Origin of the sequence: Pseudomonas tritici, from assembly GCF_014268275.3 — a bacterium.
Classification (GTDB): Bacteria; Pseudomonadota; Gammaproteobacteria; order Pseudomonadales; family Pseudomonadaceae; genus Aquipseudomonas; species Aquipseudomonas tritici.
Map to the genome: position 1 here is coordinate 3,213,784 of NZ_CP077084.1, position 23,712 is coordinate 3,237,495.

General features: G+C 59.8%; 19 protein-coding genes. 16 read left to right on the top strand and 3 right to left on the bottom strand.

The genetic code is table 11. The features are described 5' to 3' along the window. The first annotated feature begins 427 nt into the window (after positions 1-427). The 3 genes from HU722_RS14320 (at position 428) to pgm (ending at position 5,004) form a co-directional block, all read left to right on the top strand. Entirely contained in the window at positions 428-1,852 is a 1,425-nt protein-coding gene (locus HU722_RS14320) for a hypothetical protein (RefSeq protein WP_186754955.1), read from the top strand. Continuing rightward, entirely contained in the window at positions 1,849-3,255 is a 1,407-nt protein-coding gene (locus HU722_RS14325; protein WP_065891010.1) for an aminotransferase-like domain-containing protein, read from the top strand. The genes HU722_RS14320 and HU722_RS14325 overlap by 4 nt, the downstream gene beginning before the upstream one ends. A 105-nt stretch (positions 3,256-3,360) precedes the next feature. Beyond that, positions 3,361-5,004 carry a phosphoglucomutase (alpha-D-glucose-1,6-bisphosphate-dependent) gene (gene pgm, locus HU722_RS14330; RefSeq protein WP_065880479.1) on the top strand — a complete coding sequence of 548 codons (1,644 nt, stop codon included), beginning with the start codon at positions 3,361-3,363 and terminating at the stop codon, positions 5,002-5,004. Positions 5,005-5,113: 109 nt separating this feature from the next. Here the strand turns inward: pgm and HU722_RS14335 are convergent, their stop codons facing one another. Then, a complete protein-coding gene (locus tag HU722_RS14335; RefSeq protein WP_065891009.1) occupies positions 5,114-5,809 on the bottom strand; it encodes a pirin family protein in 696 nt (231 codons plus the stop codon). A 219-nt stretch (positions 5,810-6,028) separates the two neighbouring features. Here HU722_RS14335 and HU722_RS14340 point away from each other — a divergent pair, with 219 nt between their 5' ends. Then, the gene (locus HU722_RS14340; RefSeq protein ID WP_065891008.1) at positions 6,029-8,476 is read left to right on the top strand and encodes a UvrD-helicase domain-containing protein; all 2,448 of its coding nucleotides are present in this window, start codon (positions 6,029-6,031) and stop codon (positions 8,474-8,476) included. 69 nt (positions 8,477-8,545) lie between these two features. Here HU722_RS14340 and HU722_RS14345 read toward each other — a convergent pair whose 3' ends face one another. Then, positions 8,546-8,818, bottom strand: coding sequence for a DUF1652 domain-containing protein (locus tag HU722_RS14345; protein ID WP_049708382.1), 273 nt, complete (start codon positions 8,816-8,818; stop codon positions 8,546-8,548). 257 nt (positions 8,819-9,075) lie between these two features. Here HU722_RS14345 and HU722_RS14350 point away from each other — a divergent pair, with 257 nt between their 5' ends. The 5 genes from HU722_RS14350 (at position 9,076) to HU722_RS14370 (ending at position 13,396) form a co-directional block, all read left to right on the top strand. Further along, positions 9,076-9,885: a helix-turn-helix transcriptional regulator gene (locus HU722_RS14350; protein ID WP_065873151.1), complete on the top strand. Its 810-nt coding sequence runs from the start codon at positions 9,076-9,078 to the stop codon at positions 9,883-9,885. Positions 9,886-9,932: 47 nt separating this feature from the next. Next, complete coding sequence (locus tag HU722_RS14355) at positions 9,933-11,339, top strand: NAD(P)/FAD-dependent oxidoreductase (protein ID WP_065891007.1); 1,407 nt, start codon at positions 9,933-9,935, stop codon at positions 11,337-11,339. Positions 11,340-11,365: 26 nt separating this feature from the next. Further along, positions 11,366-11,707 (top strand): cupin domain-containing protein, encoded by a 342-nt coding sequence (locus HU722_RS14360; protein WP_065891006.1) that lies wholly within the window; start codon positions 11,366-11,368, stop codon positions 11,705-11,707. A 60-nt stretch (positions 11,708-11,767) separates the two neighbouring features. Beyond that, entirely contained in the window at positions 11,768-12,847 is a 1,080-nt protein-coding gene (locus HU722_RS14365) for a polyamine ABC transporter substrate-binding protein (protein WP_065891005.1), read from the top strand. Positions 12,848-12,937: 90 nt separating this feature from the next. Next, positions 12,938-13,396, top strand: a complete 459-nt coding sequence (locus HU722_RS14370) for an REP-associated tyrosine transposase (protein WP_065873147.1) — start codon at positions 12,938-12,940, stop codon at positions 13,394-13,396. Between the two features lie 115 nt (positions 13,397-13,511). Here the strand turns inward: HU722_RS14370 and HU722_RS14375 are convergent, their stop codons facing one another. Continuing rightward, complete coding sequence (locus HU722_RS14375) at positions 13,512-14,297, bottom strand: helix-turn-helix transcriptional regulator (RefSeq protein WP_065880485.1); 786 nt, start codon at positions 14,295-14,297, stop codon at positions 13,512-13,514. 199 nt (positions 14,298-14,496) lie between these two features. Here HU722_RS14375 and HU722_RS14380 point away from each other — a divergent pair, with 199 nt between their 5' ends. The 7 genes from HU722_RS14380 (at position 14,497) to HU722_RS14410 (ending at position 23,694) form a co-directional block, all read left to right on the top strand. Beyond that, entirely contained in the window at positions 14,497-15,861 is a 1,365-nt protein-coding gene (locus tag HU722_RS14380; RefSeq protein WP_065891004.1) for an APC family permease, read from the top strand. Positions 15,862-15,870: 9 nt separating this feature from the next. Beyond that, positions 15,871-16,974 (top strand): DmpA family aminopeptidase, encoded by a 1,104-nt coding sequence (locus HU722_RS14385; RefSeq protein WP_065873144.1) that lies wholly within the window; start codon positions 15,871-15,873, stop codon positions 16,972-16,974. A 366-nt stretch (positions 16,975-17,340) separates the two neighbouring features. Continuing rightward, positions 17,341-18,774, top strand: a complete 1,434-nt coding sequence (locus HU722_RS14390) for a serralysin family metalloprotease (RefSeq protein ID WP_065873143.1) — start codon at positions 17,341-17,343, stop codon at positions 18,772-18,774. A gap of 49 nt (positions 18,775-18,823) precedes the next feature. Next, positions 18,824-19,192, top strand: coding sequence for an AprI/Inh family metalloprotease inhibitor (locus HU722_RS14395; RefSeq protein WP_065873142.1), 369 nt, complete (start codon positions 18,824-18,826; stop codon positions 19,190-19,192). Between the two features lie 103 nt (positions 19,193-19,295). Then, complete coding sequence (locus tag HU722_RS14400; RefSeq protein WP_065891003.1) at positions 19,296-21,047, top strand: type I secretion system permease/ATPase; 1,752 nt, start codon at positions 19,296-19,298, stop codon at positions 21,045-21,047. Further along, entirely contained in the window at positions 21,044-22,357 is a 1,314-nt protein-coding gene (locus tag HU722_RS14405) for an HlyD family type I secretion periplasmic adaptor subunit (protein WP_065891002.1), read from the top strand. The genes HU722_RS14400 and HU722_RS14405 overlap by 4 nt, the downstream gene beginning before the upstream one ends. Positions 22,358-22,359: 2 nt before the next feature. Beyond that, positions 22,360-23,694, top strand: a complete 1,335-nt coding sequence (locus tag HU722_RS14410) for a TolC family outer membrane protein (RefSeq protein ID WP_065873139.1) — start codon at positions 22,360-22,362, stop codon at positions 23,692-23,694. Positions 23,695-23,712 lie beyond the last annotated feature (18 nt).

Sequence of the window (23,712 nt, forward strand, 5' to 3'; positions counted from 1 at the left end):
CTCAAGGACTGAGCAATGATTGAATATCTGACACTACTGTTGCGAGCGTCTGAAACTAATGTCGCGGCGTTCGCGTGGCCTGAAGGAAATAGGTGCGCTCATGAAAAGTTTCGTGCCCATGAGTGGGAAAGTTGGTGGGTACGCGTGTCGGACACTTCTTTTAATAGTCGGTTAACGGTGTGTAAGAGTTTGTCGGAAAGTTCCTAGGACTGTGATCGGATTTGTTTTGGCCCAATAGATCCAGAGGTTTGCGCGCTTGCAGGGCTTTTGGCTTTGTCCTCGGACATTCGTGTCGTTGTGTTGCGCGGTGATAGTGTCTAGTCATCGGCGCACAAGGCTCTGCGCGAATTTCTTACATGCGCAATCGGTCGAGCAAACACTGTCAGCAGTTGCTTGAAACTAATATTTCAACTCAGGTAGTAAAACGATGAGCACTATCCATGAACAGGCTATGAACTATGTTTACCAGCAAGTTCTGCAGCGTTTGATCGGGCACTTTACTCGCGCAGAACGCACGGCACTCCAATTGCTGGTCCAGCGAATCGTCGTGGCAGCCGGCGGCATGGAGCAAGTGGGAGGTTACAAGGTGCTGGTGGCGCATGGTGGTGGCGAAGTGAGCAGCTACACCTTGGCGTTGTTGCGTGCCGCGCAGTTGACGATCGCTGGCCGCGCCCCGCATACCTTTCACTTGCGGGTTGCGACGCTGCGGCATGCTGGCATGACCGAGGGCAGGCTCGACAGCCTCAATCAAGGCTATGGCCGCCTGTTTCTGCACGATGATCCACGGGTTGATCTACTGATGGTAGATCGTGAGGAAGTATTGCCCTTCAACCACCTGCGACCCGCCTCTGTCGTTGGGCGAGAAAGCAGCCAGCGCAACAGGTTGATTGTCGGCCATCTGAGTTCCGGTGACTGCCGCGCCACGGTGTGCAGTGACACCTACCTGGCGTTGGGGGATTTTTACCAGCGCGTTACCTCTTGGAATGGCGGGGTACACGCACTGGTCAGCGGGGATTCCCCGCGCAAGCAGAGTCAGTTTATTGCCTGGCTCAAGAACACGGCTGTGGGCGCTGGGATGGCGATGCCTGAGGCCTGGCCGTCGTCGCTTACCGCGCTGTTCGCACGTATGGAGGAATGGAGTACCGGTTATTACCGTGATGCATACGGGGAGCATTATGTCGCCAGTGACAACCCCAGCAAGACCGGACACCGTAACCTGTCCTACATCGGCGTTGCCGATTTGCTGGACAACGTAGACCTCTCATCCTCGCCCATGCTCACCGAGTTCATGGCCTTTGCCCCTGATCCACTGGGGTTTCATTTCAGCCATCCAAGCTATTCCATCCCGCTGCTGATGGCCCATCTGCGCGGGTTGCAGGCTCAATGCCTGCGAGATATGGACTATGAAGAAGGGGTGCAAGGCTTTATCCAACAGGCAGGACACTTTTTGAGGCGCATGCACATGCCCGAAGAGTTACTCACGCAGGCGGGGACCCGTGAAGGGCGCAGCCAGGCGAGCACCCACGCCCAGCAGTTCTTCGGTCTGGACGAGACTCAATTGATTTGCCTGCTGTTCTCGCCGTTTATCCATCATGGTGAACGCCTGGAAGGCTATTTGCGCCAGTGCCATCCGGGCATGCTGGTTGCTTTGCCCGAGCTGCACAAGGTCCTGCAGGGCAAGCCGTCCGCTGAGATGTTGCAACAATGGATCACTGACACCAGCGGCTTGCCAATGCCCTTGCTGCAGCAGCTCTATCGCAAACGTCCGTTGGTCAATGCGGGCGGCAAATTGCGCAGTGCGGGTGCCACGGCCCATGACAGCGCGCAGGCCTGTCAATTGTCCGGGCAATGATACTGCGCGGCGAACGGCGGGCGGATTTCGCGTATCAGGCGGTTTACCGCTACATGATCAACCTGATCAACGACGTCAGTACTGACGCGCGGGTAAAGCTGCCGTCCCTTCGGCAATTGGCGGGGCGGCTGAACGTGTCGATCTCGACGGTCCAGTACGCGTACTCGCTGCTTGAGAAGGAGGGCAGGGTCTATTCGGTGGCCAAGTCGGGCTATTACGCCTGGCCTATGTCGGCAAACCCGCTGGCGTGGGCGGCTGGCGACCTGCTCGATCGGCTTTACGCAGCGGCGCGCCGCCCGGGCATGGTGGTGCTCAGTGGCGATGAACCTGCGTTGCTGGTGTCACTGGATAGCAACCTGTTGCGCCTGGAGCGGGAGTTGGTGCGCCACTACCCGCAACATCTGCAACCCTGGGCCCAGCCCTGCGGTGTCTGGGAACTGCGCGCAGCGCTGGCGGCGCGTTATACCTCTTCGCCCACTCGCTGTTGGCATGCCGATGACGTCTACATCGGCGCCGACCTGCGCGGTGTGCTGGACATCCTTGTCGAAGTCTTGGGCCTGAGGGGGACGACGGTAATTGTGGAATCACCCTGCGACTGGCTGGTCTTGCGCCTGCTCCAAGATGCCGGGGTACGTATTATCGAGTTGCCCTGGACGCTGCAGGGGCGCCTGGACCTGGTGACTCTTGACCAATTGTTGTGCGATGAGCCGGTGCACCTGGTGTTGCTGTCGTCGGCCGTCAGCCTGCCGGCAGGTGTGGCTATGCCGACCCAGGACCGCCTGGCCGTTGCGCAAATGCTCGATCAGTACGGTTGCTGGCTATTGGAAAACGACACCTATGGCGAATTGGGGTTCACAGAACCGCAGGCAGCCTTGCGCGAACTGGTGAACCCCGAGCGACTGATGGTGTTTTCCTCTTTCGAGAAAGTCCTTGGGTCGGAAGCCCCTTATGGTTATCTGCTGTCTCGGCGCATGAGCAGTGAATTGCAGCGCCAGTTCCTGCTGCGTTCCTTTCGGTTGTCGTCGATTCGCCAGCGAGCGATTGCCCGCCTTTATCAAAGCGGGCGCATCGACCAGCACCTGCGCACACTGCACCTGCAGTTACGCCAGCAGGCAGAGGAAATGCGTCACCGCCTGGATCAGCATCTGGGGGACCAAGTGGCCTACCGCGCGCCGACTGCCGGGGCGACGTTTTGGTTGGGCGCCACAAAGCCCGTGGATATGCGCCAGGTGTTCCAGCGCCTGCTCGCCCAGCAGATAGTGATTGCACCCGGCGAGCTGTTTAGTGTCAGTGGCCTGCATCAACAGAACCTGCGCCTGAGCTACGCCTTTCACGGGCAACCCGACCTGGATATCGCCCTGGCTGCTATAAGCGAAGCACTGCATCAGGCGCAGACCGGATGATCGCGTGAAGTTTCTCTTACTGTTGTAGGATCGATAACGTCGCGCAGCAGTCCAACTCTCAGTAAACTGCCATTTTTTCCAAATTCTTCTTTCCGAGGTTTATGCATGACAATCAGTCCTTTTGCGGGCAAGCCGGCGCCAGCCCAGTTGCTGGTGGATATCCCGCGACTGGTCACGGCCTATTACACCGGCCAGCCTGATGCAGCAATCTCCACCCAACGTGTGGCTTTTGGTACCTCCGGGCACCGGGGCAGCTCATTCGAATTGAGCTTCAACGAATGGCATGTGCTCGCCATCAGCCAAGCCATCTGCCTGTATCGTGAAGCCCAGGGCATCAACGGCCCACTGTTTGTCGGCCTCGACACCCACGCGCTGTCCACGCCCGCCGGTGCCAGCGCGCTGGAAGTGCTGGCTGCCAATGGCGTGCACGTGATGCTGGCCGAAGGCGATGAGTACACGCCGACCCCGGCAATTTCCCACGCGATCATCTGCTACAACCGTGGCCGCACCAGCGGCCTGGCCGACGGCATCGTCATCACGCCGTCGCACAACCCGCCGCAGAGTGGCGGCTATAAGTACAACCCACCCAACGGCGGCCCGGCAGATACGCACGTCACCAAGTGGATCGAAGCCAAGGCCAATGAACTGTTGGCCAACAAACTGGCCGGGGTCAAGCGCATCACCCATGCACAGGCGCTCAAGGCCGACACCACCCATCGCCATGATTACCTCAACAGCTATGTGGCTGACCTGGTCAATGTGATCGACATGGACGCCATCCGCAGCGTCGATCTGCGCCTGGGTGTGGACCCGCTGGGCGGAGCAGGGGTGCGCTACTGGTCGGCGATTGCCGAGCACTACCGCCTGAACCTGGACGTGGTGAACACGGAAGTCGACTCGACGTTCCGCTTCATGAGCGTTGACTGGGACGGTCAGATCCGCATGGACCCGTCCTCCAGCTACGCGATGCAGGGCCTGATCGGTCTCAAGGATCGCTTTGACGTGGCCTTCGCCTGCGACCCGGACCACGACCGCCACGGCATCGTCACGCCGTCCGGTGGCCTGTTGGCACCGAACAATTACCTGGCAGTGTCCATCGATTACCTGTTCCAGAACCGTCCTGACTGGCGCGCTGACGCCGCCGTGGGCAAGACCGTAGTCAGCAGCGGCCTGATTGATCGCGTGGCTGGACGTATTGGCCGTCGCCTGTACGAAGTGCCGGTCGGCTTCAAGTGGTTTGCCGATGGACTGTTCGACGGTTCGTTGGGCTTTGGCGGCGAAGAAAGCGCCGGCGCCTCGTTCCTGCGCAAGGATGGCAGCGTATGGAGCACTGACAAAGACGGTTTGATCCCGGCGCTGCTGGCAGCGGAGATGACCTCGCGCAAAGGCCAGGACCCAAGCCAGATCTACCGCGGCCTGACCGACGCCCTGGGCGAGCCATTTGCGATTCGCGTGGATGCCAAGGCCACGCCGGCGCAGAAAGCCTTGCTCGGCAAGCTGTCACCGGACCAAGTGACGTCCACTGAATTGGCCGGGGAAAGCATCCAGCAGATCCTTAGCCACGCACCGGGTAACAACCAGGCGATCGGCGGCTTGAAGGTGATGACCGAAAACGGCTGGTTTGCTGCACGGCCATCGGGTACTGAGGACATTTACAAGATCTACGCCGAAAGCTTTATTGGCGAAGATCACCTCAAGCAATTGGTGGAAGAAGCGCAGGTGTTGGTAGACGGCGCCATTTCTCAGTAACACCCCAAAACCAGTGTGGGAGCGGGCTTGCTCGCGAATGCGGTAGATCAGTCAGCACATTGGCGACTGACACTCCGCATTCGCGAGCAAGCCCGCTATTGGGACAGCGTCAGGCCAGGTCGACCAAGACAATTTCGCTGTCTTCAATCGCAGTCACCCGCAACATCTGCTCATCCTCTACCGCAATGCCGTCTCGAGCTTGCGCACGCAAGCCATTGACTTCAATCACGCCGGTCGCAGGCACCAGATAAGCCCGTCGACCGCTGTCCAGCCGGTACTCAGCACTTTCCCCAGCCTTCAGATTTGCCGCAACCAGCCGCGCATCCGCCCGAATACGCAGGCTGTCGCTATCGCCTGCCTTGCCACTGGCCAGTGTTACAAATCCTTCGCGATCACCTTTCGGAAACGGCTTGGCTCCCCAGGAAGGCGGCAATCCGGCTTCATTCGGGATAATCCAGATCTGGAAAATCTGGGTCGGCGTATCTTCCAGGTTGTACTCGCTGTGAGCGATCCCGGTGCCTGCACTCATGACCTGTACATCTCCCGCTTCGGTGCGGCCTTTGTTGCCGAGGTTGTCGGCATGGCTGATCGCACCTTCACGCACATAGGTGATGATTTCCATATCGCGGTGTGGGTGCTGCGGGAACCCGGTCCCCGGCGCGATGATGTCGTCGTTCCAAACGCGCAGGTTGCCCCAGTGCATGCGGTTGGGGTCGTGGTACTCGGCAAATGAAAAGTGGTGATGAGCGTCAAGCCAGCCGTGGTGGGCGCCGCCCAAGGAAGTGAAAGGTCGAAGTTCAAGCATGATCGTCTCCTGTGGATGCGCTTATGATCCTGCAGCCCATGATCGATAAAAAGCGTAAAAAATGCCTGATTCCTATCGATTTACTTGATTGGTTAGTGGCGTTTTGACTTTCAGTTCATCGCCTAACTGCATGACTGCAAAGCAATTGGCTGGAACTGAACGTCGATTCCGGCGACCATGGGGCCCTATGTAAACACCTTGTTCACCGCAGGAGTCCGCGTGTCGCAACAACCGCCTGATTTGCCCCCCGAACTGCGCCCTCTGGCTGAAATGCCTTGGTTGAAGCGCCTGGCCGCGCGCCTGTTTGGCCATGGTCTGACTCGCCTGCGCGCCCAGCACCGGTTTTCATGGCTGCACGGTCAGGCCGACGGTTTTCGCAGCGGGCATGAAGCGGGTGTGGAATATGGCTATCGCGAGGGCAAGGCTGACGGCCTTGAGGAAGGTCGGCAAGTGCTGCTGATTCGCGACTTCCGCCCGGACGAGCACCGTGCGCCGGGAGTTGATGACACTCTGTTTGATGATTGGCGCCTGCCGCTCACCGCCGAGTTGAAAAAGCGCATCAAAGCGGATGTCGCGCGATTGCTGCCTGCTCACGCCCAGCCCAGCGCCGCGCAATGGAAGATGATTTTCAGCGATACACCGTCTACCTCGGTGATTGCCGGTGCCGGTGCCGGCAAATCCACCTCCTTGGTACTGCGTATTTTGCTGCTCACCCATTACCTGGGCTTTGAGCTGAGCTCAATGACGGTGGTGACCTTCACCCGCGAGTCACGCAAAGACTTCATCAACAAGCTCATAGAAATTCTTAGCCTGTGGGGCCAACCCCTTGGTATGAAAGAAGCTCAGGCCGTGGTGCGCACCTTTCACTCGCGCATCCTGCCGATGGTGCGCAGCTTGCCGGGCTTTGAGCGCCTGCAAGCGTTCGAGAACCTGAACTCGGGCGTTGAAGACGCTGACGGCAACCCCTTCGACCTGCGTATCAACGAAGCCCAGCGCCAGCAGATGAATGCCTGCTATCACCGGCTGCACGGGCAGCACGCGCGTTTTCGTGAGCTGATTGCGCCACTCGCGCGCCACGGGCTGCAGCTCAAAGCGTTGGAGCGGGACCATCCGGATGTGCAAAAGCGCATGGCCGTGACCGAGTTGGCGGCCAAGCGCGATGAAGAACTCTGCGATGCGATCGAGGACCTGTGGTTCCGTGCGGGCGCCTGGCCGATCAAAGGCATTGAGCCCAATCGGCAGCCTGTGGGGATTAACGGCGCGCAATTTCACTGCCATGGCTATATCCGCGAGCTGGACGCCTGGGTGGTGCTGGGCTTTGATTCACGGGAAAACGCCCAGATCAGCCGGCCCAACGCAAAGCTGTCGCTACGCGCAGAATGGGCCGTAAAGCGCACCCTTTTTCAAGCTTTCTGCCGTAAGCCTTTGATATGGCTTGATAGTTATGAATCATCAAGGCGTCTTTTAAGCAGCTTGGCCGGTGATGCCACGGCCGGGCCAGGTTTTGATTACAAGGTTAAAGGTGAATTGGCTTCGGCGCCGTTGCTGGACAGTTTCGTGATGGCTGCCGGGTTTATCGAGAACCTTGGCCTGGACGTACCGACTGCGGTTGGGAAGATGAGCTTCGCCAAGGATGACCCGGACCGCTTTTTCTTCGAAGCCCTGAGCATCTTCTGGAAAGCCCTGGAAGATCACCTGCTGGACCAGTCGCCACCGATCATGACCTACAACCGCATGTTCTCGCTGTTTGGCGAAAATACGCCGGAAAACCTCAAGCTGCTCAGCGACACGCTGTTGCGGCCCTTGTCGCATTTGATGATCGATGAGTTCCAGGACGTTTCGCCGCAAATTGTCTCGTGGATCCGCGCCAGCCTGCGCGAGATCCGCAGCCGTGGCCCGGCCATGCACGTCGGGCGTGGCGCCCAGCGTTCATCGCTGCTGTGCGTGGGGGACGATTGGCAGTCAATCTACGGTTGGCGCGGGAGTTCGCCAAAATACTTTATGGCGTTCAACAACGAATTCCCTTCACCGGCCACCACCCGCGTGATGCTGGGCGAGAACTACCGCAGTCATCAACACATCATCGACGCGGCCGAGCATATTGTGCGTGCCGCGCCGGCGATCCCCGGCAAGAAGGCCAAGGCCAGTGGCGCGCCCAAGGCGTTGGTGCCGGTCAAGGTGCTGGAACGGGACGACGCGGCATTGGGTCGGCTGTTGCTGGAGCACTACCAGAAGGGTGAATCAGTGTTGATGCTGTATCGAAAAAGCAGCGATAAGCTATTGATTCAAGAGCATATTCAGCCTGCAATTAATGTTGATTCTAGCTTGCCGCCGCCGATGCGCAGGTTAAAGCAACTGACCTATCACAGTGCCAAAGGCTTGCAGGCTGATGCGGTATTTCTGCTTGGTGATTGCCAGCATGTCACGAGCTCGCCTTACAAGAACCAGGTGTACCGCATGGCGGGCCTGGGTAAGGACGGTGATAGCGAGCCGTATGACAATGCGCAAAAAGACGAGGTGCTGCGCTTGGCCTACGTGGGCATTACCCGGGCGGTGAGCCACTGCTATTGGTATGTAGAAAAGCCCGAAGCACAGGCGGTGAATATGCCGAAGGCATCGGAGCGGGTGGATTGCAAGAAAGCGTTTTTTGACGATCAACGCAGCTGAGACACACCGGACTAAATGTGGGAGCAAGCCCGCTCCCACATGGGTAATTCAATGTCCGATAGAGGTGGGTCAGGCCCGCAATGACTGCGGCGGCACAAACGACTCCAGCTCATCCTCCACCGCTTCAATAATCCGCTCCACATCCGCCGCATTCATCACCGTTGCACAAGGGATTCCGGCGATGGCAATCAGCGTCTCGCCGCTGGCGCGGTCGAACAGGCGGACGATCATGCTGCCGGGCGCGTCCATGCTGCCCTCAAAGCCCATCGGATGAAAATGCCAGCGCATCAGCTGGCAGGCGTTGGGGAACGTCACTTTGTTCATATTGCCCACCTTGTTCATTGAGCGCTTCCTTTAGCTCGTGGCAGGGGGGCCAGGACCTTCACTGGTCATGGCGTCGAAGCACTAAAAATAGCATTCGTTCGCAATCGCAAGGTGACTTTTTTGGTCCCGTTCGGCAGTTGTTTTCCATTCGGTTGATGTGGGTCATGTCCTGCTTGAAAGTAGGCGAAAGGCCACTAGTCAGAAGTTCCAATTGACCATTGAAGGCCCCAGCGAAATTCGGCACTCTCCACGGTTTACCCGCCGCCGAGCCTGCCATGCCTGACATCGCTGCTGACGATGACACCCAGCAATCCCAGGTCACACGTGAACTGGTGACGCGCCACCACCTGTGTTGGCGCCATCGGGATCTGGAGGGCGTGATGTCCTACTACCACCCGGACATCCAGTACCACGATTTTTTCCAGAACCGTGTCGTCGGTTTCGCTGAATTACGCGAATACCTGCAAGCCAGCATGCCCCGCGAGGCCGACGAGGCGATTGAGCATACCGACCGCATTCGCGCCGAGGGTGACACCGCGTTCATCCAGTACCGCATCACCCTGCGTGGCGGCCAGGGGCTGGTGTCGTTTCGCACCAGCGAGGCCATCACCGTACGGGATGGATTGATCTGGCGGGTTAACGAGTACGCGTCCCTGGTGCATGAGCAGCCGGCCCAAGCCGCGCGGCCGTCGGTCAGCCGTCTGGGCCTGTCGCCGCAGCAATTGGGGCACATGGCCAATGACCTGCAGCACTATTTTGAGCGCAAGCAACCCTACCTGGACCCGGAGCTGGACCTGCAACGGGTTGCCAAGGAGTGTGGCTACAGCCGCAATCAGATTTCCTACCTGCTGAACCAAGTGCTGGGGCAGAGCTTCTACCGCTACGTCAACCAGGCCAGGCTCCAGCATTTGCTGGCCGCGCTGGATAAGGCCGTACCGCCGATCAAGGTCGACGACCTGGCATTTGCCGCCGGTTTCAACTCACTGTCGGCGTTCTACAGCGCGTTCCGCCAGCACACGGGCCAGTCGCCCAAAGCCTACGTCAAACAAATTTCCCTGCGTGCACGCGCGCAAGACAGCCCATAACAGCGCGCTCTAGGATCACCTATCGAAACGAGGTGGGGGAACCTGGCATGCCGGCATGGCGCACTATCAGCTTATGGATGGACCAGTTGGACGACCCGCTGCAAGCGCGGCCGGCGCTGGCGCATGACCTGGACGTCAACGTGGCCATTATCGGCGCCGGTTACACCGGGCTGTGGACCGCGTATTACCTGAAACGCCAGGCGCCCGAGCTGAACATCGCTATTATCGAGGCGCAAACCGCTGGGTTCGGCGCCTCCGGTCGCAATGGCGGTTGGCTGATGGGCAACCTGCTGGGTGAAGACCGTTTGTTGGCCGGCCTCGATCCCGGACAGCGCCGTGCCTCCTTTGACCTGTTACACGCCATCCCGGATGAAGTGGCCCAGGTGCTGGCGCGTGAAGGTATCGACTGTGACTACCGCAAGGGCGGCGCCCTGTACTGCGCTGCGCGTTACCCCGAGCAGCAAGGCAGCCTGCGCCGCTACCTGGACAAACTTCACGCCCAGGGTCTGACCGAAGCCGACTACCGCTGGCTCAGCCCGCAACAACTGGCCGAGCAGATCCGCATCGCCAAGCCCTATGGCGGTATCTATGCACCTCACGTCGCGACCATCAACCCCGCGAAGCTGGTGCGCGGCCTGGCGCGGGTGGTTGAAAGCATGGGCGTGACGATCTACGAAAACAGCCCGGTCACTCACTGGCAGTCCGGCGGCCTGCGCACCGCCAAGGCGGCTGTTCGGGCGGCCTGGGTGGTGCCAGCGGTAGAAGGTTATGCCACGACCTTGCCGCCACTGGGCCGTTACCAATTGCCGGTGCAAAGCCTGATCGTCGCCACTGAACCGTTGCCGGCCAGTACCTGGGACGAAATCGGCCTGCGCCATGGCCAAGCCTTTGGCGAAAGCAGCCGCCAAGTCACCTACGGACAGCGCACGGCGGATAACCGCTTGGTGTTCGGCGCGCGGGGCGGTTATCAATTCGCCGGCAAACTGCGGCATGACTTTGATTTGACCGACAGCGAAGTGGAGCTGCGTCGCTATCTGTTCGGTGAGCTTTTCCCACAGCTCAAGAACGTAAGGATTACCCATTCCTGGGGCGGCAACCTGGGTATGTCGCGCAACTTCCGTCCGCACATGCTCTGTGACCCCAAGACCGGCATCGCGCTGTCTGGCGGTTATGGCGGGGAGGGCGTCGGCGCTACCAATCTGGGTGGCCGCACGTTGGCCGACCTGATCCTGGGCCGGGACACTCCGTTAGTCCACCAACCCTGGGTGATCCGCGAACGCGGCCTGGATGCGCTCAAGCCCTGGGAGCCCGAGCCCTGCCGCTGGTTGGGTTATAACGCGATCATTCGCAGTTTCGTCCATGAAGACCAGGTGCTGGCCAACCCCAATACCGCCCCTTGGCGCCGCAAGCTGGCCACCGGCGTGGCCGGGTTCATGGAAGGTTTCATGCACTAAGTCGTTTCACTCACACGGGAAAACCCATGAGCATCACTCAATTCAAAGACACGCTGAACGCCCACTTGCCGGACTCGTCACCGGTGGCCGTGCCCTTGGGCGAGCCCATCGCCGTGGCCTCGACCCTGAGCGTTGAGCGCAGCGATGGCGTCGAAACCGGCATCTGGGAATGCACCCCAGGCGTGTGGCGTCGACAGATCAAATCCCAGGAGTTTTGCCACTTCATCCAGGGCCGCTGCACCTTCACCCCTGATAACGGTGAAATCGTCCACATACAAGCTGGTGATGCACTGATGTTGCCGGCCAACAGCACGGGCATCTGGGATATCCAGGAAACCGTGCGCAAGACCTATGTATTGATCCTGTAACGCTTTGATCCTTGATCGCCTGCCATAACAACAGCCCTAAAACCGCCAGGAAATCGAACCATGAAAGCCATTGCCCTGTTGCCCTTGATGTTGGTGGCCTCTATCAGCCAGGCCGCCGAGACGGTGAAAATCTACAACTGGTCGGACTACATCGCGCCGGACACCACCAAGAACTTCCAGAAAGAAACTGGCATCGGTTTCACTTACGACGTGTACGACAGCAACGAAACCCTCGACGGCAAGTTGATGACCGGTAAATCCGGCTACGACGTGGTGTTCCCGTCCAACCACTTCATGGCCCGGCAGATCCAGGGCGGCGCGTTGAAGGAGCTCGACAAGAGTCAGTTGCCCAACTGGAAAAACCTTAACCCGGTGTTGCTCAAGGCTGTGGAAAACAACGACCCGGGCAACGCCCATGGCTTTCCTTACCTATGGGGCAGCACCGGTATTGGCTACAACATCGACAAGGTCAAGGCCGTGCTGGGCGACAACGCGCCGGTCGATTCCTGGGACTTGATCTTCAAGCCGGAAAACATGGCCAAGCTGCAGAAATGCGGGGTGGCGATTCTGGATAACGGCCCGGAGCTGTTGCCGGCCGCGCTCAATTACTTGGGCTTGCCGCACCACAGCAAGAAAGCCGAAGACTACAAGAAGGCTGAAGCGCTGCTGATGAAAGTGCGACCTTATGTGGCGTACTTCCACTCCTCGAAATACACCGCCGACCTGGCCAACGGCGATATCTGCGTGGCGGTCGGCTTCTCCGGCGACATCCTGCAGGCGGAAAGCCGTGCCAAGGAAGCCAAGAACGGCGTGAATATCGGCTACAACATTCCCAAGGAAGGCGCCGCGATCTGGTTCGACATGGTCGCCATGCCCGCCGATGGCCCGAACGAAAAAGCCGGTTACGCGTTCATGAACTACCTGCTGCGCCCGGAAGTGATGGCCAGCATCACCAACTACGTACACTACGCCAATGGCAACAGCGCGGCAGACAGCCTGGTAGACCCGGCGATCAAGGCGGATACCAAGGTGTACCCGAGCCCGGACATGATGGGCAAGTTGTTTGCGCTGGAGGCGATGCCGTTGAATATCGACCGGGTGCGTACGCGGGTGTGGAACACCATTCGTACCGGGCGCTGATTGGTAATATTTGGTCGCGCCTTGGGTTCGCTGTTAAGTCGTTTTTGCCTGTAGCTTCCTTGACTCCTTTGATTGAACAGGGAGCAAGGAATGCTCATATCAAACAGGTCTGGACGTTTGCGCCTAGGCAGAGCTTCAGCGGAGGGTGGCGTGTACCTGCTGACAGCCGTGGTGGACCGGCGAGAGCCCATCTTCGATGATTGGTGGTTGGGGCGCCTAGTGGTACGGCAACTGCGCGAGGCACATGAAGATGAGTGGGTGGATTCGTTGGCATTTGTAGTGATGCCAGACCATATTCATTGGCTTGTTCAGCTTCAGGACAAGACGTTGTCGGAACTCATGTGCCGAATTAAATCGCGCAGCAGTTTGACGGTTAACCGTGCCTTAGGCCGCAAAGGTCGGCTATGGCAGAAGGGCTATCATGATCGTGGCGTTCGGCGTGAGGAAGACTTGAAAGACTTTGCGCGTTACGTGGTGTGTAATCCGATTCGCGCGGGATTGGTGAAACGCGTTCATGATTATCCGCTTTGGGATGTTTGGTGGCTGTGATGGCCTCACGCAGCCTCGCTTGCGCTCGACAGCTGCTACGGGGCTCGGCCGTAGTCGTAGCAGCTGTCGAGCGCAAGCGAGGCTGCGTCGGCCGCACCGCCGATCTCACTGACAGCTAAGGGTTTTCCAAATCATGCCCCAACGACTGGATAAACAACGAAAACAGCTCCGGTTGTGACGAGATATCCAGCTTGGCGTACAAATGCCGACGGTGCACCTTCACCGTGTCCGGCGATATCTTCAGGCGTTCGGCCATGGCCTTGGAGGAAAACCCGCGCAGCACCAGGCGGGCGATTTCCAGTTCGCGGTCTGACAGCACGCCGCAGCCAAATTGGCTCAATGCATCCTTGATCTGGCTGTCCATCGCCGGCGCCCGCCGGGTGCTTTGTTGCCAGTGCTGTTGCATCAACGGCAATACCCACGCCGCCACGGTGGTCATCAGCCCGGTTTCCTCAAAACTGAAGGGCCGCTGCATGCCCAGCGACAGCGATAACGTCCCCGCGCCCGGCAATTGCAGGATGAACTGCACCTCGTCTTCCAGCACGTTGTCGTGGAAGTAATTGAGGAAGTATTCGCTCTGGCGAAAATGATCCGGCGCCACTTCCTCCAGGCGGTACACGCCGCTGGCATACCCCTCGCGACAGGCCTGGAAAAACGGGTCGAGCAGATACAAACCATTGAGGTACACCAGCATCGACGCCGGTTTGCTGCTGGGCTGGGCGTCGTATTCCTCCAGGGCCTGGGGTGCGCCATCCAGCGGATAGAAGATCGCCAGGGCGTTATCGAAGGGCAGGCACTGGTGCAACAACAGCACCAGTTGTTTCCAAAAGCGTTCGGTGCCGATGTGCGCGACAGTGCGGCCCAGGCCTGCGTGCATGCCGACTTCCCGGAACAGGCTCATATCAATGGCTCCCACCAGCAAAAGATCGGTCAAGGGTTCGGCTTTTGCCGGGTGTCGTCAAGGGGAGTACGCCAATAGGGGAATTGGCTGACATAAGCGCAATGTTTATGTTCGTGATCATTCAACGGGAAAGATATCCCGAAAAAACATCATTTTTCGTTTCTGCCTCACACCAAGAACAACGACAGAGGATAACGATATGAGCACTTCCCCCGCGCCCGACGGCGTGTTGAAACCCACCTTGAGTGTCTTCGATGTGGTCGCCATCACCGTATCTGCGGTGACCCCGGCCAGTTCCGTGTTTGTGATCGCGCCCTTTGCCATCCAGCAAGCCGGCAGTGGCGTGTTCCTGGCGTTTGTGATGGCCGGGTTGCTCGCGCTGATGTTCGCCTTTTGCTACGCCGAACTGGGCCGCGCCCACAACAGTGCTGGAGGTGAATATGTGTACGCCAAGCGTGTGTTCGGTGGCATGGCGGGCTATGCGACGTTCTTGACCGTGCTGGTGATGTTGCTGTTTATCCCGCCGGTGCTCGCCACGGGCGCGGCGACTTACCTGAATAACGCTCTGGGTACGACGTTCGATTCCCAAACCGTCGCCCTGGTGATCGTGGTGTGCAGTTACGCGCTGGGCATCCTCAATATCAAGCTGAATGCCTGGATCACCGGCACCTGCCTGCTGTTGGAAATCGCGGCGTTGCTGGTGATCGTGGTGATTGGCTTCGGTAACCCCGTACAGCCGGCCAGCGTGCTGTTCCAGCCGCAAATCGTCGAAAACGGCGTGTTGCACATGGCGCCCTGGGCTCTGGTGATTGGCGCGGTGGGCATCGGCCTGTTTTCCTACAACGGTTACGGCCCGGCGGTGTTGTTGGCCGAGGACATGAAGTGCGGCGGCAAGGGCGTGCACAAGGCGGTGCTGTGGTCCCTGGGGCTGGTGGTGATCATCGAGTTGGTGCCAATCACTGCACTGTTGATCGGTGCGCCGTCGCTCAGTGAGATGATCAGCAGCCCAGACCCCATCGGCTACCTGTTGACCAGCCATGGCAATGAAACCTTGTCGCGCCTGGTCAGCGCCGGGATCTTCCTGTCGGTGTTCAACGCGATTGTCGCCATCGTGATCCAGATCGGCCGCGTGGTGTTTAGCAGCGGGCGCGATGCGCTGTGGACGCCAGGCATCAACAAGCTCTTTACGTGCATTCACCCACGCTGGGATTCGCCCTGGTTGGCTACGCTGTTCCTGGCGATCCCGTCGGCGCTGCTGAGTTTCAGCTCCAACCTGGCCGACCTGACCTCCTTCAGCGTGTTGCTGATCATGCTGGTGTACCTGGTGGTGGCGTTGAGTGCGTTGACGAGCCGCGTGCTGCTGCGTGATCGCGAGCATCCCTATCGCATGCCGCTGTGGCCGCTGCCGGCGTTGCTCGCGGTGCTGGGTGCGGGCTATCTGTTGGTCACCCTGGTGGCGGCAGCCTCGATCCGCGACATCATGATCATCATCGGCTTGCTGGCGCTGTCGGTGATTCTGTATTGCATCAGTGGCCGGTCGAGTCCGGTCTTCCAGAAATTGTAAGGAGTGGTTATGCGCGCACGTCAATTGGGCATCACGTTGGGGCTGGGCACGCCCGGTGAGTGGAACGCGATCACCGATGTGCCCGGGGTTCGGGTCGGCCACAGCACGCTCAACACGCGTATCGACGGCAAGCACGTGCGTACCGGCGTCAGCGTGATTCAGCCGCGCGCCGGGGAGGCACGGCAGCAACCGTGCTTTGCCGGGTACCACGTGCTCAATGGCAATGGTGATGCCACTGGCCTTGAGTGGATCAGCGAAGCGGGGCTGTTGACCACGCCGCTGGCCATCACCAACACCCACAGCATTGGCATTGTGCGCGACAGCCTGATTGCCCTGGAGCGCGAGCGCCTGGCAGACCCGGCGGTGTACTGGTGCATGCCGGTAGTAATGGAAACCTATGACGGCTTGCTCAACGATATCTGGGGCCAGCACGTCGGCCCTGAGCACGTGCGTGAAGCCGTGGACAACGCCGAAACCGGCCCAGTGCAGGAAGGTGCAGTTGGCGGCGGCACCGGAATGATCTGCCATGAATTCAAGGGCGGCATCGGCACGGCCTCGCGACGTTTGTCGGCGGAGCAGGGCGGTTGGACCGTCGGCGTGCTGGTGCAGGCCAACCATGGCAAACGCCAGGAACTGCGGGTAGATGGCTACCCGGTGGGGCGCCAGCTAATGGAGATTTCCTCGCCGTTTGCCCAGCAAGGCACACCGGGCATGGGCTCGATCGTGGTGATCCTGGCCACCGACGCGCCGCTGTTGCCGCACCAATGCCAGCGACTGGCGCAGCGCGCATCCATCGGCATTGCGCGTACCGGCGGCGGCACCGAGGATTCCAGCGGTGACCTGTTCCTGGCGTTTTCCACGGGTAACCGGGATTTGCCAGCGGCGGATTACGGGCGCAAAGGCCTGCCGTTCAGCAGCACGCTGCAGATGGTCAACAACGACCACATTTCGCCGCTGTTCAGCGCGGCGGCAGAGGCGGTGGAAGAGGCGATCGTCAATGCGATCCTGGCCGGCGAGGACATGGTCACTGATGACGGTGTCCGGGTGCCTGGCCTGAGTGGCGATACATTGCTGGCAGTACTACGCGAGACAGGGTGGAGTATGTCCCGGTAATAGGGGGCAAGCGCAGTTATTAATGCAAGTAATGGCTGTTTAATGTTGTCAATGACACCCTGGCAATATAGTGGATCCATTAATTAACAGCGCCGCTCAACTTGCGCGGCGTTAGCGCTATTTAATATTTAAATAACTGCGCGCTGTTTTTTGTCGGACAAAACCAAGGCTGTCCAATAAACACGGCACTGAACTTAGTTGAGTTGAAGGCAGGCTGATTTCTAACGCTGGAAAAGATGTAGACGAAAGATTTCAAGTTGTGTCAGTTTCGTGACGCCTTCAAAAGAGGCGAGTGATAGGACGATCTCGCCCGCGGGGTTCCTATCGATCAAAGACTGATGCACTTGCAAACAAGGAAGTACGTTTATGTCAAAAGTAAAAGACAAGGCTATCGTGTCGGCGGCGCAAGCCAGCACCGCTTACTCGCAAATCGATAGCTTCAGCCATTTGTACGACCGTGGCGGCAACCTCACGGTCAATGGCAAACCCTCCTACACCGTTGACCAGGCAGCCACCCAGCTGCTGCGCGACGGCGCCGCGTACCGGGACTTTGACGGCAACGGCAAGATCGACCTGACCTACACCTTCCTGACCTCGGCCTCTTCGAGCACCATGAACAAACATGGCATCTCGGGCTTCAGTCAGTTCAACACCCAGCAGAAAGCACAGGCCGCACTGGCCATGCAGTCCTGGGCGGACGTGGCCAATGTCACCTTCACCGAGAAAGCCACCGGCGGTGACGGCCACATGACCTTCGGCAACTACAGCAGCGGCCAGGACGGCGCGGCGGCCTTCGCCTACCTGCCCGGCACCGGCGCAGGCTACGACGGCACCTCGTGGTACCTGACCAACAACAGCTACACGCCCAACAAGACCCCGGACCTGAACAACTACGGCCGGCAAACCCTGACCCACGAAATCGGCCACACCCTGGGCCTGGCTCACCCTGGCGACTACAACGCCGGGAATGGCAACCCGACCTACAACGACGCGACCTATGGACAGGACACGCGCGGCTACAGCCTGATGAGCTACTGGAGCGAAAGCAACACTAACCAGAACTTCAGCAAAGGCGGCGTCGAGGCTTACGCGTCCGGGCCGCTGATCGACGACATTGCCGCGATCCAGAAGCTCTACGGCGCCAACTACAACACCCGTGCCGGCGACACCACCTACGGCTTCAACTCCAACACCGGGCGTGATTTCCTCAGCGCTTCGTCCAATGCCGACAAGCTGGTGTTCTCGGTGTGGGACGGTGGTGGCAACGACACCCTGGACTTCTCCGGTTTCACTCAGAACCAGAAGATCAACCTCAATGAGGCTTCGTTCTCGGACGTGGGTGGTTTGGTGGGCAACGTGTCCATCGCCAAGGGCGTGACCCTCGAGAACGCCTTCGGTGGCGCGGGCAACGACCTGATCATCGGTAACAACGCCGCCAACGTGATCAAGGGCGGGGCCGGCAACGACCTTATCTACGGTGGCGGTGGTGCGGACCAGCTGTGGGGCGGCGCCGGCAACGACACCTTTGTGTTCGGTGCCAGTTCCGACTCCAAGCCAGGGGCTGCGGACAAGATCTTTGACTTTGCCTCGGGTTCGGACAAGATCGACCTCTCCGGCATCACCAAGGGTGCAGGCCTGACCTTCGTCAATGCCTTCACCGGGCATGCCGGCGATGCTGTGCTGACCTACGCCGCAGGTACCAACCTGGGCACCTTGGCCGTGGACTTCTCCGGGCACGGCGTGGCGGACTTCCTCGTCACCACCGTCGGCCAGGCAGCGGTCAGCGACATCGTAGCGTGATACACGGGCGCGGCGCCTCGGCGTCGCGCTTTACGGATGGAGCACAGCGATGCAGCGTTTTTTCAAATTGATCGCCTGCGTGTTGCAGGTGATGTTCGTGTCGGCAGGAGCCCACGCAATGGCGAGCAGTCTTGTATTACCTACCACCGCCCAGTTGGCCGGCCATTGGCAGTTGCACCAGCAGGATCGGGTGTGCGCGCTGGACCTGCTGGAGCAGGCCAATGCCTTGGGTGGCGACGTGGCGTGTGTCGAGCAATGGCTGGGCGACAAGCCCCTGAGCTGGTCGCCGACACCGGACGGAATTTGGCTGATGAACGCCGAGGGCAGCGGGATTACCCACCTGAACCGCCAGAAAGAAGGTGAATATAAAGGTCGCACGCCCACCGGGCTGGAAGTTGTATTGCAACGCACACCTTAGTTGTTGTTATAAGTTTATAACTTGATTTTATTAGTTGGCCACCCTGTGCGTCGGGGCAAGGGCAACTTTTGCGCGCAATTGGGTTCAGGGAAGATCAGAAATCATGGCTAAGTCCCATGCCGTCGCGCCGTTATTCAAGGCGCTGGGTGAATACAAGAGCATTTTGATCAGTGTTGGCTGTTTCACTGCATTGATTAACCTGTTGATGCTGGTGCCGTCGATTTACATGCTGCAAGTGTATGACCGCGTGCTGTCCTCCCAGAATGAAACCACCCTGGTGATGTTGACGCTGATGGTCGTGGGTTTCTTTGCGTTTATTGGCCTGCTTGAAGTGATCCGCAGTTTTATCGTGATCCGCATCGGCAGCCAGTTGGAGCGGCGTTTCAACTTGCGCGTCTACAAGGCCGCGTTTGAACGCAACCTGCAACGCGGCCAGGGGCATGCCGGGCAATCCTTGGGCGATTTGACCCATATTCGTCAGTTCATCACGGGGCCTGCGTTGTTCGCATTTTTCGATGCGCCGTGGTTTCCCATCTATCTGTTCGTGATCTTCCTGTTCAATGTGTGGCTTGGCGTGTTGGCCACCGCCGGTGCCGTGCTGCTGATAGGCTTGGCGTGCCTGAATGAATACCTCACCAAAAAACCGTTGGGGGAGGCCAGCGGTTACTCCCAGCAATCCACGCAACTGGCCACCAGCCACTTGCACAATGCCGAGACCATTCAGGCCATGGGCATGCTCGGCGCGCTGCGCAAACGCTGGTTTGCGGTGCATTCGCAGTTCCTTGGCCTGCAGAACAAGGCCAGTGATACCGGTTCGGTGGTCACGTCGTTGAGCAAGTCCCTGCGCCTGTGCCTGCAATCGCTGGTGCTGGGGCTCGGCGCGTTGCTGGTGATCAGGGGGGATATGACCGCCGGGATGATGATTGCCGGTTCGATCCTGATGGGCCGGGTACTCAGCCCCATCGACCAGTTGATTGCGGTGTGGAAGCAATGGAGTTCGGCCAAGCTGGCCTACCAGCGGCTGGATGAGTTGCTGCGCGAGTTTCCTCCGGAAGTCGAGCAGATGAAATTGCCGGTGCCGCTCGGCCAAATCAGTTTCGAACAGGTCAGTGCGGGCCCGCCCGGAAAGCGTGTGGCGACCTTGCAGCAGGTCAGTTTCAACCTGGGCGCCGGTGAAGTGCTCGGTGTGCTCGGCGCGTCGGGCTCTGGCAAATCCACCCTGGCGCGTGTGTTGGTGGGGGTATGGCCGACGCTGGCCGGCACCGTGCGCCTGGACGGCGCGGATATTCATCGCTGGGACCGCGACGACCTGGGGCCGCACATCGGCTACTTGCCCCAGGACATCGAACTGTTCAGCGGCAGCATCGCCGACAACATCGCGCGCTTTCGCGAAGCTGATCCCGAATCAGTGGTGCGCGCCGCGCAGCAGGCGGGCGTGCATGAACTGATCCTGCGGTTGCCCCAGGGCTACGACACCCTTTTGGGCGACAACGGCGGCGGCCTGTCCGGCGGCCAGAAACAACGGGTGGCGCTGGCCCGCGCGCTATATGGCGGGCCGCGTCTGATCGTGCTGGATGAGCCCAACTCCAACCTCGACACCGTCGGCGAAGCCGCCCTGGCCAGCGCCATCGTGCAGATGAAAGCCCAGGGCAGCAGCGTGGTGCTGGTGACCCATCGCTCTTCGGCGCTGGCCCAGGCCGATAAGCTGCTGGTGCTCAGTGAAGGGCATTTGCAGGCGTTCGGGCCGAGCCAGGAGGTGCTGCGGGCGTTGTCGGGTCAGCAGGAAGCACCGAAGGAAAAAACCGGCGTCAGTTTCAGTCGTCAGTACCAGGCCGGAAGGAATCCAGGCGCATGAGCAGCATCACTTTTGAACCGCGTTTCAAAGAGCGCGACGCCGGGTTCTTCGCCCGGATGGGCTGGTTGCTGACGGTAGTCGGCGCGGGCGGATTTTTTCTGTGGGCCAGCCTGGCCCCGTTGGACCAGGGCATTCCGGTACAGGGCACGGTGGTGGTATCCGGCAAGCGCAAAGCGGTGCAAACCCTCAGCCCTGGTGTAGTCAGCCGGATTCTGGTGAAGGAGGGTGAAACGGTTAAACAAGGCCAGCCACTGTTTCGTCTCGACCAGACCCAGCACCAGGCCGACGTGCAGTCACTGCAAGCCCAATACCGCATGGCCTGGGCCAGCGTGGCGCGTTGGCAGAGCGAGCGTGACAACCAAACCCGCATTACTTTTCCTGCCGAGCTGGGCGCCAATCCCGACCCCGCCCTGGCGCTGGTACTGGAAGGCCAGCGTCAATTGTTCAGCAGCCGTCGCGAAGCGTTTGCCCGCGAACAGGCCGGCATCCGTGCCAATATTGAAGGCGCCACTGCGCAACTGAACGGCATGCGCCGTGCCCGCAGCGACCTGACGGCGCAGGCCCAATCCCTGCGCGACCAACTCGGCAACCTGCAACCGTTGGCCGACAACGGTTACATCCCGCGCAACCGCCTGATGGAGTACCAGCGCCAGTTGTCCCAGGTGCAACAGGACTTGGCGCAGAACACCGGCGAAAGTGGCCGCGTGGAGCAGGGCATCCTCGAATCGCGCCTGAAATTGCAGCAGCACAGCGAGGAATACCAGAAGGAAGTGCGCAGCCAATTGGCCGACGCACAACTGCGCAGCCTGACCCTGGAACAGCAACTCACCTCAGCCGGGTTCGACCTGCAACACAGCGAAATCAACGCCCCGGCGGATGGCATCGCGGTCAACCTCAGCGTGCACACCATCGGTGCCGTGGTGCGCGCCGGCGAGACCCTGTTGGAGATCGTGCCTCAGGACACCCGCCTGGAAGTGGAAGGGCACTTGCCGGTGCACCTGGTGGACAAAGTGGGGACGCACCTGCCGGTCGATATCCTGTTCACCGCTTTCAACCAGAGCCGCACACCGCGTGTGCCGGGAGAGGTGAGCCTGATCTCCGCCGACCAGATGCTCGATGAAAAAACCGGCGCGCCGTATTACGTGCTGCGCACCACGGTCAGCGAAGCGGCACTGGAAAAACTCCATGGGTTGGTGATCAAGCCAGGCATGCCCGCCGAGATGTTCGTGCGTACCGGCGAGCGCTCGTTGCTCAATTACCTGTTCAAGCCGCTGCTCGACCGCGCCGGCTCCGCGTTGACCGAGGAATAGACATGAAAGCTGTGTTTATCGCCTTGCTATTGACCTGCGCCAATGCCCAGGCCGCGATGGGCCCGTTCGATGTGTACGAGCAGGCCTTGCGTAACGACCCGGTGTTCCTCGGCGCTATCAAGGAGCGTGACGCCGGCCTTGAAAATCGCGCCATCGGCCGTGCGGGCTTGTTGCCCAAGCTGTCGTACAACTACAACAAGGGTCGCAATAATTCCCAGGCCACCTTGCCGGACGGGCGCGGCGGCAATTATCACGACGACCGCAACTACAACAGCTACGGTTCTACCTTCAGCCTGCAACAGCCGCTTTTCGACTACGAGGCCTACGCCAACTACCGCAAAGGCGTGGCCCAGGCGCTGTTTGCCGATGAAAGTTTTCGCGACAAGAGCCAGGCGCTGCTGGTGCGGGTGCTGACGTATTACACCGAGGCGCTGTTTGCCCAGGACCAGATCGACATCGCCCGCGCTAAGAAGAAGGCCTTTGAGCAGCAGTTCCAGCAAAACCAGCACCTGTTCCAGCAGGGCGAGGGCACTCGCACGGATATTCTGGAAGCCGAGTCGCGCTACGAACTGGCCACCGCCGAAGAAATCCAGGCGATGGATGAACAGGACGCGTCCTTGCGGGAGCTGGGTGCATTGATCGGCGTGCAAAGCGTCAACATCAATGACCTGGCCCCTTTGAACCAGGGCTTTGCCGCGTTCACCTTGACCCCGGCCAACTATGACACCTGGCATGAACTGGCGATCAGCAACAACCCCACACTGGCGTCCCAGCGCCAGGCCCTGGAAGTGGCCCGTTACGACGTGGAGCGCAACCGCGCCGGGCATTTGCCCAAGGTCACGGCGTATGCCAGTTCGCGCCAGCAGGAGTCCGACAGCGGCAATACCTACAACCAACGCTATGACACCAACACCATCGGCGTCGAAGTCAGCCTGCCGCTGTATGCCGGTGGCGGTATCTCGGCGTCCACCCGCCAGGCCAGCCGCGCCATGGAGCAGGCCGAGTACGAACTGGAGGGCAAGACCCGCGAAACCCTGATCGAGCTGCGTCGCCAGTTCAGTGCGTGCCTGTCGGGGGTGAGCAAGTTGCGGGCGTATCAGAAGGCGCTGGTGTCAGCCGAAGCGCTGGTGGTGTCGACCAAGCAGAGCATCCTTGGGGGGGAGCGAGTCAACCTGGATGCGCTGAACGCTGAGCAGCAGCTGTACAGCACCCGGCGTGACCTGGCGCAGGCGCGGTATGACTATTTGATGGCTTGGACCAAGTTGCATTATTACGCGGGGAATCTGCGGGATACGGATTTGGCGAAGGTGGATGAGGCGTTTGGGCCGCGGTTGTAGCTGGGGGTTTGTCGGGGG